General features: G+C 38.9%; 10 protein-coding genes. 4 read left to right on the top strand and 6 right to left on the bottom strand.

Annotated elements, in window-relative coordinates; all coding sequences use genetic code 11:
- Positions 1-44 precede the first annotated feature (44 nt).
- From J1N51_RS05625 to J1N51_RS05640, 4 genes are all read right to left on the bottom strand, one after another.
- On the bottom strand, positions 45-3,173 hold the full coding sequence (locus J1N51_RS05625) for an efflux RND transporter permease subunit (protein WP_024602003.1): 3,129 nt from the start codon (positions 3,171-3,173) through the stop codon (positions 45-47).
- 10 nt (positions 3,174-3,183) lie between these two features.
- Positions 3,184-4,080, bottom strand: a complete 897-nt coding sequence (locus J1N51_RS05630; protein WP_193522662.1) for an efflux RND transporter periplasmic adaptor subunit — start codon at positions 4,078-4,080, stop codon at positions 3,184-3,186.
- Positions 4,081-4,151: 71 nt separating this feature from the next.
- Complete coding sequence (locus J1N51_RS05635; RefSeq protein WP_033103104.1) at positions 4,152-5,444, bottom strand: TolC family protein; 1,293 nt, start codon at positions 5,442-5,444, stop codon at positions 4,152-4,154.
- Positions 5,445-5,896: 452 nt separating this feature from the next.
- Entirely contained in the window at positions 5,897-6,796 is a 900-nt protein-coding gene (locus J1N51_RS05640) for a cation transporter (protein WP_208832970.1), read from the bottom strand.
- Positions 6,797-6,952: 156 nt separating this feature from the next.
- Between J1N51_RS05640 and J1N51_RS05645 the strand changes: the two genes are divergently transcribed.
- The 4 genes from J1N51_RS05645 (at position 6,953) to J1N51_RS05660 (ending at position 13,208) form a co-directional block, all read left to right on the top strand.
- Positions 6,953-7,312 carry a hypothetical protein gene (locus J1N51_RS05645; protein WP_232842866.1) on the top strand — a complete coding sequence of 120 codons (360 nt, stop codon included), beginning with the start codon at positions 6,953-6,955 and terminating at the stop codon, positions 7,310-7,312.
- 83 nt (positions 7,313-7,395) lie between these two features.
- On the top strand, positions 7,396-8,613 hold the full coding sequence (locus tag J1N51_RS05650) for a TolC family protein (protein WP_208832971.1): 1,218 nt from the start codon (positions 7,396-7,398) through the stop codon (positions 8,611-8,613).
- A gap of 66 nt (positions 8,614-8,679) precedes the next feature.
- A complete protein-coding gene (locus tag J1N51_RS05655; protein ID WP_208832972.1) occupies positions 8,680-9,996 on the top strand; it encodes an efflux RND transporter periplasmic adaptor subunit in 1,317 nt (438 codons plus the stop codon).
- An 11-nt stretch (positions 9,997-10,007) separates the two neighbouring features.
- Positions 10,008-13,208, top strand: coding sequence for an efflux RND transporter permease subunit (locus tag J1N51_RS05660; protein WP_208832973.1), 3,201 nt, complete (start codon positions 10,008-10,010; stop codon positions 13,206-13,208).
- Between the two features lie 137 nt (positions 13,209-13,345).
- On the opposite strand, the gene J1N51_RS05665 is transcribed toward J1N51_RS05660, so the two are convergent.
- Both J1N51_RS05665 and J1N51_RS05670 read right to left on the bottom strand, forming a co-directional pair.
- Positions 13,346-13,693 carry a hypothetical protein gene (locus tag J1N51_RS05665; protein ID WP_058405777.1) on the bottom strand — a complete coding sequence of 116 codons (348 nt, stop codon included), beginning with the start codon at positions 13,691-13,693 and terminating at the stop codon, positions 13,346-13,348.
- Positions 13,690-14,727, bottom strand: a complete 1,038-nt coding sequence (locus J1N51_RS05670) for a hypothetical protein (protein ID WP_208832974.1) — start codon at positions 14,725-14,727, stop codon at positions 13,690-13,692. Before J1N51_RS05670 ends, J1N51_RS05665 begins: the two co-directional genes overlap by 4 nt.
- Between the last annotated feature and the right edge of the window lie 120 nt (positions 14,728-14,847).

A 14,847-nucleotide genomic window follows, 5' to 3' on the forward strand; every position in this document is an offset into this window, starting at 1 on the left:
AATATAAAAGCAGCTTAAACATAAATTAAGCTGCTTTTTTGTTTTTAAATTTCGTCAGATTGCTGTTTACTACTCTCAGCGCCATGCGCCCATTGATATAAAATAGGCAATACAAACAAAGTTAAAATTGTAGAAGATACAATACCGCCGATAACAACTGTTGCTAGTGGTCGTTGCACTTCTGCACCAATTCCAGTGTTTAACGCCATTGGAATAAAACCTAAACTTGCGACCAGTGCCGTCATTAAAATAGGTCTTAAACGAATGATGGCACCTTCAATGATCGCTACGTAAAGGTCGCCTTTTTCATGCCAAAGATCTCGAATAAAAGCCAACATAACCAAGCCATTTAATACGGCAACACCTGACAATGCTATGAAGCCGACACCTGCCGAAATAGATAAAGGCATGTCTCTTAAATAAAGAGAAATTACGCCCCCAGTTAATGCTAACGGTACACCACTGAAAATGATCAATGCATCTTTTAATGAACCAAATGCAATAACCAAAATACCTAAGATAACAATTAGTGTGATCGGCACAACTAAGCTTAATCTTTTACTCGCTGACTCTAGCTGTTCAAAGGTTCCGCCATAATCAAGCCAGTATCCTGCTGGAATTTCTCCTTCCTGATTAATTTTAGCTTTCACTTCTTTGACAAAACCGCCTAAATCTCTACCACGAACATTGACGGTAACCACAACTCTTCTTTTACCTCTCTCACGGCTAATTTGAGCAGGTAAAGACTCAGATTTAAGCTCTGCAACTTCTTCAAGTGGCACATAGTTACCATTCTCAAGTGGAAGCGGCAGATGCTTCAAGCTATCGATATCCGTTCTTATTTGCTCCGGTAGACGAACAACTAACTCAAATCGTCTGTCTCCTTCATAAATGATCCCCGCAGATTCACCGCCAATTGCAGTAGCAACCCAGTCTTGCAGTTCGGTAACGCTCAAACCATACCTACCAAGCGCTTCTCGTTTAGGAATTACTGATAAAGATGGAACACCTGTGACCTGTTCCATTCGGGCATCAGCAGCACCGTCCACGGTTTTCACTATATTTAGAATATCTTTTGCGGTGAGTAATAACCGATCCAAATCATCACCAAATATTTTGATGCCGACATCAGCTCTAACGCCAGAAATCAATTCATTGAAACGCATTTGAATAGGCTGAGTGAATTCATAGTTGTTGCCCGGAATGTTTTTCAGTACCTCTTCCATTTCTTCAACTAATTCACTCTTTGGCTTTGAAGGTTCGGCCCAATCTTTACGTGGTTTTAAAATAACAAAGATATCAGCAATACTCGGTGGCATTGGGTCAGTTGCTACTTCTGGTGTGCCGATGCGCGAGAATACTTTATCAACTTCAGGAAACGCTTTAATACGTTGCTCAAGTACTTCTTGCATTTCTACTGATTGCTCTAGGCCAGTCGATGGAATTCTTAATGCCTGTAGTGCAATATCACCTTCATTTAATTGAGGAACAAATTCTGTCCCAAGCGTAGTTGCTAACCAAAGGCTATACCCCATTAACAGCGTTGAGAATGAAACAATAATCCAACGAAATTTCATCGCCATTTTTAACAATGGTTCATAAATAGACTTGGTTGAACGAATAACTACACTTTCTTTTTCGCTGATTTTACCTTTCATAAACACAGCTACAGCAGCAGGAACCAGTGTAACTGAAAGGATCATTGCGGAAATTAACGCCATAACGACAGTTGCCGCCATAGGGTGGAACATTTTCCCTTCAACGCCAGTTAGCGTGAAAATGGGGATGTAAACAACAGTGATAATTGCCACACCAAACAAGCTTGGACGTATCACTTCTGAAGTGGCTTCAAAAACGGTATTTAGGCGTTCTCTTAAGTCTTGCCTATGACCGTTGTGTTGGGCCTGTGCTAACCTACGGACAGAGTTTTCAACGATGATTACAGCCCCGTCCACTATCAAGCCAAAGTCCAATGCGCCGAGACTCATTAAATTGGCAGATACTCCTGCTTGCACCATACCTGTGATTGTCATTAACATGGAAATAGGGATAACAGCAGCGGTAATGAGAGCTGCACGTAAATTTCCAAGTAGAATAAATAACACAACAATAACTAAAAGCGCACCTTCAACGAGGTTTTTGGTAACGGTTGCAATCGCTTTATCTACTAACGTTGTTCTGTCGTAAACAGGCTCTGCGGTAATGCCCTTTGGCAGAGATTTTTGTATTTCGCTGAGCTTATGTTCCACTTCTAAAGCAACGGTGCGAGAATTCTCACCAATCAGCATCATGGTTGTACCAAGCACTGTCTCAATGCCATTACGAGTAGCAGCCCCTGTTCTAAGTTCTTTGCCTATAGCAACATTGGCAACATCACTTATTTTTACAGGAATACCATCGTTCTTTTTGATGATGACATTGAGGATCTCATCTATTGTCGCTAGTTGCCCAATGGAGCGTACTAAAACTTGCTGTCCGTTTTGTTCGATATAACCTGCGCCACGGTTGTCATTGTTTTTACGTAATGCATCAGATATTTCTTCAAAGGTTACCTGATGAAAAAGTAATTTTTCGGGTTTAGGCGTTATGTGATATTGCTTGTTGTAGCCGCCGATACTGTTGACCTCAATGACGCCTTTAACTTGAGCCAATTGCGGTTTAATGATCCAGTCTTGTATTTCTCTTAAGGCAATAGCGGTATAAGGCTCTCCATTAGGCATTTTAGCGTCAGGAGAAGCTTGTACGGTATACATAAATATTTCGCCAAGCCCTGTCGAAATAGGACCCATTTCTGGCTCTAAGCCAGAGGGAATAACGCCTTTTATCGCAGCTAATCTTGCATTGATTAAGTTGCGAGCAAAATAAATATCGGTTCCCTCTTCAAAGATAACGGTTACTTGAGATAATCCATATCTTGACAGGGAGCGGGTGTGAGACAGCTTTGGCAATCCGGCTAAGGCGGTTTCTACAGGAAAGGTCACCCTTTGTTCCGCTTCCAAAGGTGAATAACCGGGGGCAGAAGTGTTTATTTGTACCTGCACGTTTGTTATATCTGGAACAGCATCAATGGGAAGTTTTTGATAACTCCACATACCAACGCCGATGATTACCATCAGCAAGCTTAATACTAAGTAGCGCCTATTTATTGCAAGACGCAAAATTGATTCAATCATATTGCGTCTCCTAATCGTCGTCTTCTACTTCAGATTTCAATATATCTGCTTTTATCAGATAACTGTTTTTGTTTACATATTCAGTGTCTTTACTGAGGCCACCAATAACCTCGATATAGTTCTTATCTGAACGTCCTAATACAAGCGGTGCAAATTCGTACTCTTCACCTTCTTTAACAAATACACCTAATTGTCCCCCCAGTTCTTGGATAGCAACTTTCTCAACGGCTAAATCCACCTTGAATTGATTTATTTTGACGTTGCCTTTTAATAATTGACCTGACGTTAGCTTTAATTCAGTGTTGTTTAAACGTACACGTGCTAAAACATAAGACTGATCTTTAGCTGGAATTATATTGGTGATGGTTGAGTTGAATGCCTGTTCACCATGCTCAATATCAACAGGTTGACCGACTTTAATTTGATTATATTGGCTGGTAAACACCTTAAATTCAGCCCACAAGGTGTCAAAATTGACGATTTCAAACAAGCTAGTGTTTTGCGTGATACCGCCAATATTTCCATTTCGCTGTAAAACAGTCCCAGAAACAGGCGATGTTATTTTATAAGTATTTAAGCTCTCATTAGATTCAATAACGGCTAATAGATCGCCTTTTTTTACCGTATCACCAACAGTGGAGTTTATTGTCTTTATAACGCCGTTATATCTAGCGCCAACTTGAAATAATTGTTCAGCGCCTATCGTCGTAGAGCCGTATACAGGGATAGTTTGGTTCAACGTTTTTGAAGCTAAATAGGCTGTTTCAACACCAACCTTTTTTGCCATGTTATTGTCGATTTTGCTTATGCCTTCTTCGCCTTCATGTTCATCTTCACTAGCGAAAACACTTTGAATGGGTGACAAATACCCAATAAAAATCAATAGTGCGAGTAAATAGTTTTTCATTTTTAATTCCTAAACGATTCAGTTAATAACTGAATCAATAAATTGTTATTAAGCTTAAAGTGATGCTTTTTTTAGAGTGACAGCGCTTCGTTTGTTAGTTTTTCTATCTCTGCGCCATAAATTAGGGCAGCAGATGCCGCATCAATGAGGGTTCGCCGAGCATTTAACAGCTCTTGTCTAGCCGATACATAATCAAGATATCCATATCGACCTTTTTGATAGGCGTCTTGAGTATCTTCCAGTGCATCTTCAAGCATTGGGATAACCGACTGCTTTAATGAATTAGCTGTTAATATGGCTTGTTTTCTATTGGAGTATGCTCGTAGTAAGTGATTTCTAAACCTCAACTTAGTCGCCTCTTTCTCTATGGCAACTTGGTCACGCTCTGCTAGCGCACTAGCGATTGCACCAGAATTTCGCTTTTCAGCAAACAAAGGTAAGCTAAAGCCAGCGACCAGTGCCGTATCATTGGCTTCTTGAGAGCGCCTAACACCAACAGACCATTTGATATTGGCCGTTGACTCTGTTTTAGCCAACTGTAATTCGGCCTCTTTTAGTCGCTGCTCACTTGCATAAACTTGAATAGCAGGGTTTTTCTCTAACTTCGCAAAAAGGCTGTTAAAGTCACTATCATTGCCAAACTGAAAAAGATCCCCTTGTACTTCAGAGAAGGTTACAGAGTTTTCCCCCCAGTAGGCTGCTAATGAGAGCTTCAAATATTCCAAGCGCTTTTGTTCAGATTGAAGGGTGAGGTTAGCCTGAGCAATAACTGCTTTTGAGCGTTTCACTTCAGCCTCAGGAGTAGCACCTGCGCGGTTACGCTGAGATACAATCTCTAACGTTTCTTGTGCTAAGCTCAAAGCATTTTCTGCCAATATAACTCTTTGTTGGGCTGCAAGTACTTCCACGTACTTCTCAGTGACTTGAGCCATTAAATTAAGCGCAGAGACTTCTTTCTCAGCATTGAGTAGTGCTCTTGATTTTGAAACAAGTCCAATCCGCGCTGAGCGTTTATCTCCCATTTCGATAACCGAAGATAGAGCGACTGTTAATTCAGCACTGTCGAATGCATTAAATTCACCTGAGCCTGCAAAGTTCTCAGCTTCAACTTCTAGTTCATAAGCAGGATTTAAACTTGCTGTTTGTTCTTGTCCTGTTAATGCGGTTTGTTTGAAATCAAATATTTTGAGTTCAGGATTTTGTTTAAGCGTCCACTGAATTGCCTCTTGAAGATTTAACTGCTTTTCAAAGGCATAAACATTAAATGTAAAAAGTGACAACGCGAGAAACGCGATATATTTAAGCCGAGGTGTTACACACCTCAAAATTGCTATCTTGCGATGCACACAGGTATTAAGTGCCATGTATACTTTCCTATAAATTTATATGTTTTTTTCGGTCATTAACATTTGACCTTTCATAATTTTCTATAAAATTTAGGCGTATTTAGGTGGGCGGAATGGCACCGAGATATAGCCTTTTAGCTCAGGAGAAACTAAGGCGTAGGTAAGGAAATATTCTATTGCTTGGAAAATGTTACAGGAAGAATCAGCATTTAAAAATAAGTGACAACAGCAACAAAAATTACAATTATCAATTGAAGAGTTGCTATTATTCACCTCAAGCATATTGGAGTCTTCTGGAGCTTTTAGCGGGGTAATAGACTTAGTTAGTGATGAACTAAAAGAACTTTCACTTAAGTTTATTTCAAGCTCTTCTAGCGAAAAAAACACAGACTGCACCGCGATTAAAATCATTATCACGTATGATATATTTGATTTGATATACGATGAGTGCATTATTTTCATTTCTCTGCTTAATACTTTAGCTGTAAGATGCGGCGAGCACCGTTTAAAACGACAAGAGCAATTATCAAACCAATCACTAAATCTGGATAACGACTGCTTGTTGCTGTAACTAATAAGCCAGCTAAAATTACACCAACGTTTGCGATAACGTCATTTGCGGAAAAAATCCAACTCGCTTTCATATGAGCGCCGTCTTCTTTGTTGCCAAATATCAAAAACAGACAAGCAACGTTAGCGATTAGTGCTATTCCACCAAATATCATCATTAAAGAAGAGATCGGTTCACTACCGTAAACAAAGCGTCTTACGACTTCGCTCAAAGCACCTAGCGCTAGAATAACTTGAAGCACACCAGATATATGTGCTGCTCTAAGTTTCATGCTAATACTTTTACCTACGGCATAAATAGCTAAACCATACACAGCAGCATCAGCAAACATATCTAATGAGTCTGCAATTAGGCCAGCAGACTGTGCAATCAACCCAGCAATTACTTCTATAAAAAACATGACTCCATTAATGGCTAACAACCATTTTAGGGTTGATGCTTCTTTCATCTCATTTTTTTGGGCTAGATCTTTTGCTTTTGCAGCTTCGGTGCTGCAACTTTCTTTAGTTGATGCCAACTCTGCACCGAGATTGAGTTGTTGTAATTTTTTTGTTATCTCATCTAAATTTTCATCATGAAAAACCTTGACTAAACGGCTAGGAATATCAAATTGCAACCCAACTGAAGGCTCAATTGAGTCAAGTGCTAATCTGATCAATCTCTCTTCTGAAGGACAGTCCATTTGAGGCACTTTATATGTACTGACAAACGCGCCACTATAGTTATCTAATTGTGTATCAATTTTTACGTCTTCGTTGGTAGGAGATGATTGACACTGACCACTACATTTTTCTGACATATTTAACATTCCGTAATAATATTAAAATAAGTATAAAATCTATAGTGGCTATAGAGTCAAATAAAAAATTATTTAATGTAAAAGCGTGGAAACTGAATTGAAAAGCTAGTTTAAGAAAATAGTTTCTGCTAGTATTTTAAATACTATATTTAACTGGTGATAACTTTGAACCTTAATGTTGTACTAAAAATGCTCTTGGTTATTTCGATTGTTTTACAATCGTTAACTGCTGTAGCATCCTCAACATCTGAGAATCACCAAATAGATATAGAGCACCTTCAAACTCAACATGATCATGCAGATGATCGAAATGTCTCAAATGATAATGTAGGTGATGAGCAGCATAATGAAAAAGATTGTCATCACTGCGGTCATTGCAGTGGCAGCCACTTATCTTGGATTTTAGTCAGTAATTCAAATACCACGGGCAAACTAAACATTATCAATAAAACTCCTTATCAAATTGATCAAACAAGTACCTTTCTTGAAGCGATACTTCGTCCGCCTATTTCTTAATTAGATTAATTTTTAATGACCTATTTATCCTTTAATAATGGATAAAGGTTTCGTGTTTATTAATTTTAAAATTAAGAATTTTTATGTATATATATTTAAAAAATGTAGGTTTAGTCCTGTCTTTATGTATGGCTGTGAGTTTTTCAGTTGCCACTTATGCCAAACAGAAAAGTATTTCATGGCTAGATAGTCAAATAAATAAAGATCCCGAAGTTGTTGCGGCTAAAGAGTTACTTAATGCAAGTAGTCATAGAGCCAAAGGTTTAACTCAAGCCGTTTATAACCCAGAGCTAGAAGCTAGTTATGAAAAAGAAGGTGATTTTGATAATTACTCCATTGGTATCAGCCAAACAATTGATTTCTGGGATAAGCAATCAGCAAATAAAAGCATTGGTGAAATTGATGTCTATGTAAACCAGCAACAATTGTTATCTTTACTCGATTCTAAAAAGGCTAACGCTTTAACTGCATTAGTTAATTGGCAAGCAGCAAAAGAAGCTGCTCAGTTACTTTCAGAAAGAGAAGAGCAATTGCAAACGCTCTTTGGCATTGTTGAAGATAAGCGAAAAGCCGGACTTTTAGAGCCACTTGACGCTGAATTGGTCTATTTAAACTTGTCCCAAATTTTCAGTGAAATATCTGAGTCGCAAATAGCATTGAAAAATGCAGAGGTAAAGGTTCAGGAGTTATTGCCTGATTGGACGCCTAATACTACAAATTTGTTTTCATTTACTTTTGGGGCAACAAGCTATTCATTTAACTCCCAGTGGGTTGAGGATCATCCAAAAGTTAAACTCGCTAGAGCGCAATGGAAGGGACAACAATCTAAGGCTCAGCTAACCACTATGGAATCTAAAGCTAATCCAACCATTGGCGTTAGCGCAGGGAAAAGTGGAGATGAAGACTTGGTTGGTGTGACTTTATCAATTCCTTTAAACATCAGGAATAACTATTCAGATACGGTTAAAGCCGCTTATTCAGAAGCCATTGCAGCAGAAGCTAACTTTCGATCGGTATATCGAAAGCAGTCTTTTGAAGCAAAAGCTAAATATGAATCGCTTAATATCAGTAAAAAATACTATGAGCAATGGCGAAAACTCACACAAGGCAGATTAGATAGCAGTGCGAATTTATTAAATAAGCGCTGGGAAGCTGGTGACATAAATACTTCTGATTATTTACTCGCATTAAATCAACGCGCGGAAGCGCTTCATGCAGGCATCCGGTTGGAAAAGCAACTTAAGCTTGCAGAAATATCCTTCGTTTTAAGTATAGGTCAGTTATCAAAACTTGAGATTTGAACGCGCTAATTTTTCATTAGCGAAAGAAGCGAAATCTTAAATTTATAAAAAATATAGGTTACAAAAATGAATACAATATTTAGTAAAAAATTATTAGCCGTAGTAATTAGCAGCCTGTTAGTTGGGTTTACTACAAATCATGACGCTTTTGCACAGTCGTCAGATGGTACTGGTTCTGTCACAAAAGTTTCGAAGCAAGATGTAAAAGAACATAAAGATGATCATGGCGAACATGGTCACGATAAAGGACATAAAGAAGAAAAAGATGACCATGACGAGCATGATCACGAAAAGGAAAATAGGGAAGAAAAAGGTGGTCATGACGAACATGATCACGAAAAAGTAAATAAGGAAGGAAAAGATGAAGAGCATGAAGAAGGTATCACTATTGATCCAAAGAAGATGTCGCTTGCTAACATTAAAGTGGAAAGTGTTAAGCCTGAATATCAATTTAGCACCGTATATGCACCAGGCGAAATAAAAGCTAATGGCTATAAAAGTTATGTGGTATCGCCACGTACAGAGTCAGTCATTATTAGTCGCCATGCAGCGCTTGGAGAGCATGTAGAAATAGGTCAGAAGTTAGTTACATTATTTAGTGAAGCAATGGCACAAGCACAGGCTGACTATTTAATCGCTTCAACCGAATGGCAACGTGTGAAAAAGCTGGGTAACAAGACGGTGAGTGAAAGTAGATTATTACAAGCAGAGACTACATACAATGCGAGTTACGGGAAGCTTATTGCTTTAGGGTTAACTGAAAAAGCAATAGATGGCATTTCTAACAAAGACATAAAAGCGTTTGGGCAATATACATTAATTGCTCAGCGTGAAGGGGTTGTACTTCAAGACGATTTTATCCAAGGGCAACGCGTTGATGCCGGAGATACTGTTATGTTACTTGCGGACGAAAAACAATTATGGGTTGAGGCTAAAGTCTCGCCAAACAAAAAGCTTAGTCTATCAATTAACTCTCCTGCGACAATCAAATTAGAAGGTCAAAGTTACAAAGCTAAAGTTATCCAAGAAGCACATACTATTGATCCCAAGACCCGCACCCGAATTATCAGATTAGCGGTAGAAAATGCTGATGACAAACTCCACTCTGGTATGTTCGTCAAAGTCTATTTCCAGTTCGCCACAAAACAGAAAGTGATGGCTGTACCAGAAGGTTCACTGATCCGCAGTGCCGATGGTGATTGGACAGTATTTGTTGAAGACCATCCCGGAGAGTTTAAAGCGACTGAAGTTAATCTTGGTCGAGCTTTAGGTGATTTCAGAGAAATTATCGGACTAGAAAGTGGTACTCGAATTGTAACCAAAGGCGCATTTTTTGTTGCTTCTGAAATCGCTAAAGGCGGATTTGATCCGCATAACCACTAAGGAGCAAGACTATGTTTAATAAAATAATAGATTGGTCTGTTAATAATAGACTCCTGATTTTGATTGCGCTGTTTGCCACTATGGTTGGTGCAGTTATGGTGATCCCAAAATTAAATTTGGATGCCTTTCCTGATGTTACTAATGTTCAAGTTGCTGTAAATACTGAAGCGCCAGGACTGGCTGCTGAAGAAGTTGAACAACTCATTACGTACCCCATTGAAGCGGTAATGTATGCCCTACCTGATGTAGAACAAGTGCGCTCAATTTCTAAAACAGGCTTGTCTGGCGTTACGGTTGTTTTCAAAGAAGGCACCGACATTTACTTTGCAAGACAACTCGTATTTGAGCGTCTTCAAGCCGCAAAAGAACTGATACCAGAAGGTGTTGGGACACCCGAAATGGGACCAAACACCTCTGGGCTGGGCCAAGTATTTCAGTATCTTCTTATTTCAGATAAAGGTGCAGGTTATGATGCTATGGCGCTTCGAAGCCTTAACGATTGGATTGTTAAGTTACTCGTTATGCCTGTCGATGGAGTCACTGATGTATTATCTTTTGGTGGTAATGTTAGGCAATACCAAGTCAATGTCGATCCATCTAAGCTCTTAGCATATGAACTAACGCAAGAAGACGTTGTTGGTGCCCTAGATAACAACAATGCGAATGTTGGCGGATGGTACATGAACCGTGGGCAAGAGCAGCTTGTGATTAGAGGCACAGGCTGGTTTGAGAGTGGTGAGGCTGGCATCAGTAATATCAAACAAGTTCCCGTTAAAACAGTAGATGGTACGGTTGTTACGGTTTCAGATATTGCTAAAGTTGAAATGGGCAGTGAAATTCGTCAAGGTGCTGTCACCATGACGCGCAAAACCGAAGACGGTAAAGTCGAAAATTTAGGCGAAGTTGTCTCTGGCATTGTCTTAAAACGCATGGGTTCAAATACTAAAGCCACCATTGATGGTATCAATGCAAGAATTCCATTAATTAATCAAGCATTGCCAAAAGGTGTTCGCTTTGAGCCTTTTTATGATCAGGCTGATTTGATTGAAAAAGCGGTAAATACAGTGGTTGATGCACTATTACTAGCATTTATTTTCATCTGTATTGTATTAGCACTATTTTTAATGAATTTACGTGCAACCTTCTTGGTATTAATATCTATTCCAATTTCAATTGGTATCGCGTTAATGATCATGGCTTGGTGGGGCATTTCTGCAAACCTTATGTCACTGGGTGGCATAGCGGTCGCTATTGGTATGCTTGTAGATGGCTCAGTGGTTATGGTTGAAAATATGTTTAAACATTTAAATAGACCTGACGCGACACATTCGAAATCGGTAAAGGAACGTGTTCCAACTTCTGACGCAGATCCGCACGATGTAGAACACGATGAGCACGGCATTAAATTACGTCTGCAAAATGCAGGTAAAGAAGTGGCTCGTCCCGTCTTTTTTGCTGCCTCGATTATTTTAGTCGTATTTGCGCCATTGTTCAGCTTTGAAGGGGTTGAAGCAAAGTTATTCCAACCTATGGCAATAAGCATCATCTTAGCCGTTGTATCTGCGATTGTGGTTGCGTTGTTTATCGTACCTGCACTGGCAACTTATTTATTTAAGTCAGGTGTAAAAGAGAGGGAAAGCTTTGTTCTTAGGCCATTAGACAAACTCTACAGAAAAGGGCTTACATTCGCACTAAAACGCACCAAGTTAGTCATTTCAGCCGCACTTATATTAGTTTTCTCTGCCTTTGCATTAGTTCCATTAATTGGTACTGAATTTGTACCTGAGTTAGAAGAAGGGACGATAAACTTAAGAGCAACGCTGGCACCTTCTTCCAGTTTAGATACCGCGCTCACTGTGGCACCAATTCTAGAAGAAAAACTAATGGCTTTTCCTGAAGTAACCTATGCATTAAGCCGAATTGGTCGAGCCGAAATAGGTGGAGATCCAGAGCCTGTGAATAACATAGAAATTTACATAGGGTTGAAGCCTGTTTCTGAGTGGACCAGTGCATCTAATCGATATGAACTTCAAGGGAAAATGGAGAGATCTTTAGAGGAGTTTCCTGGCTTACTACTAAACTTTTCTCAACCTATTGCGACTCGTGTTGATGAGTTACTATCTGGCGTAAAAGCTCAGTTGGCGATAAAGTTATTTGGCCCTGAGTTAGACGTTTTAGCAGCTAAAGGACAAGAGATCGAAGCGGCTATAAAGAGTGTTGATGGTGCAAGAGATGTTGCTCTTGAGCAAATTGCAGGTGAAGCGCAACTTGTCGTAAAACCTAATAGGCAAGAGCTATCGCGCTTTGGACTTTCAGTTGTTGATATAATGGAAGTTGTGCGAGATGGTATTGGAGGGGTTGAAGCTGGACAAATCATCAAAGGCAATGAACGTTATGATATTTACGTGCGTATTGAAGAAGAGTACCGACAAAATAAGGAAGCTATTTCAGATATTCGAATTCAGTCACCAACAGGCGCCTGGGTACGCTTAGGTGATGTTGCAACTGTTTCATTTGAATCAGGTCCTCCTCAAGTAAGGCGCGATGATGTTCAAAGGCGTGTCGTTATTCAAGCAAACGTTCAGAATAGAGATATGGGTAGTGTAGTAGCCGACATCAGAAAAGTTATTGCTGAGAAAGTTGACCTACCTTCAGGTTACTCGGTAGCAATAGGTGGCCAATTCGAAAGCCAGCAGCGTGCTCAAAGCAGACTAGCTATCGTTGTACCTCTATCTTTAGCGCTAATTGCATTGTTACTTTACTTTGCTTTTGGCTCTGTTGGTCAAGCCATGCTGATTTTAGTTAATGTGCCACTAGCCGTAATTGGCGGTGTTTTTTCCCTGTATATATCGGGCCAATATTTATCTGTACCAAGCTCAGTAGGCTTTATTACCTTATTTGGTGTAGCGGTATTAAATGGGGTTGTAATGGTAGAAAGTATCAACCAACTTATTAAAGACGGTCTAGACGCTTCTAAAGCCGTTTTTGAAGGTGCTACTTCAAGATTAAGACCTGTACTTATGACTGCTATAACATCAGCTTTAGGTTTGATACCGATGTTAATGTCTAATGGTGTTGGTGCAGAAATACAGCGCCCATTAGCGAGTGTTATCGTTGGCGGCTTGGTAACAGCAACACTGCTAACACTGTTTGTCTTGCCTGTTTTATATAGCTGGTTTTCTAGAAAGAAAATTGAGGAGTTATCTAGATAGAATAATTTTATTAAGAACCAATATCCCACACCTAAGTGACGTTTTGTGTGGGACTATTAATTAATAGTAAAGATTCACCAAAAAGTTTAATGAAATTAAATGTAATAGTTATTGCAACTCGCGTAGCATACTAACATTCAATTCAATTTTGGAGTTTTGAGCTGTTCTCTCATTTCTAAAATACGTTCAGGTGAATGCACTCCTATTCTCATTACTACAAGCTCAGCAAATGAAATGTCATATAACTTATGTTCAACATCAATTACATAACAACTTCCGTTATGAGTAATTACTTCTATTTTGTCGCCAACAACTCTTTTGTTAACAATTTTTGAAGTAACTATTTGCTCAAATGGACGAAATCTAAATGTTTCATCGTCAATAACTACACCAGCTAAGACATCAATCAAAAATGTTTTTTCAAAATCTTTGTAGTCATAAACCGATACTATGCTTACGTCCTTTAAGTAAGTTTTTTCTGTCATATCTGAACACCTCTCGTGTCTTCTAGAGAATATGGACGAAAGCATGTTAAGTACTTAACCCCATTGACCTTTAATAACTCGTCATCTGCGTCAAAATGAGCAAGAACACTAGCTCGATACAACGAAATATGCTTTTCACAATCAATCGTATTAAACAAACTAGCCTCTACTCGACGGGCGTAAAATATTAGGCTCTGCTGGTCAATACGAACTATAAACTTTTGGTCTCCGTCTAGGTTTTTAACCTGAAGGTTAAGGTCAGGCTTATGCCAGTCTGATACCAACGAAGGCACCAGAGGAAAGCCATAAACTAAATATCGTACCCTTTCAATTTCGAAGGTCGTTGGATTTAATCTAGCGTCATTTCCTATTCCAGAGTTGAAAAGCTCAAGTGTCATCATCAGCCAGTCTTCATGCTTTGAGAAACTGTTACCATTAGAAATGCAGCCCTCAAACTCACCATCGTGCTCCCACTTGATTTTGTACAAATAACTTTTAATATTATCGAAAGATATTTTTTCAAAAGGAAACTTAGTGGCAATGAGCCTGTAGTAGCAGCCGTGAACCTTTAAATCCGCATATTGAACGGCTAATGGATCATCATATGCGTCAAAATAAGGTCGCCATTCCAGCCTAAAGTTAGCTCCTGTATTAATGATGAACTTGGCATCTTCAGACAAACCCAAAACTTTATAAATTGCAGAAACTAATTCTAAAGTTTCGATATCAACAAACATCTGGCTTTCTATGCGGGATGCCATTGCCGTTATTTCTTTATGAAGTGACTCAATTATTTCTTGATCATCGTATTCATTAATAATCAGATATTTGAAAGAGTCATGCGTAAGAATTGAATTTAAATCATTGCTGTCAAAAACGTCTCTAAGACGCTCATGAGCTTGTGGAATAGTAGCACAATCGTAAACACCGATTAACCATAGACGTTCAGCATATTGCTGGGGAAATTCTAATAGTAAGGCGAAGTTTTTTGTTTGATTATTTAATTTATTTTGTAATTGATTTAGCGATATCATGTAATTTTCCAAATAATTTATTGCGAAAAAATAATGGCCTACCAACACACTATTTATTCGATTATTTGAATCACCAAATTTTTACGGATGCTCCGCTTCACTGCTCATATTTTTATTTTA

It is taken from the genome of Psychrosphaera ytuae (genome assembly GCF_017638545.1).
Classification (GTDB): Bacteria; Pseudomonadota; Gammaproteobacteria; order Enterobacterales; family Alteromonadaceae; genus Psychrosphaera; species Psychrosphaera ytuae.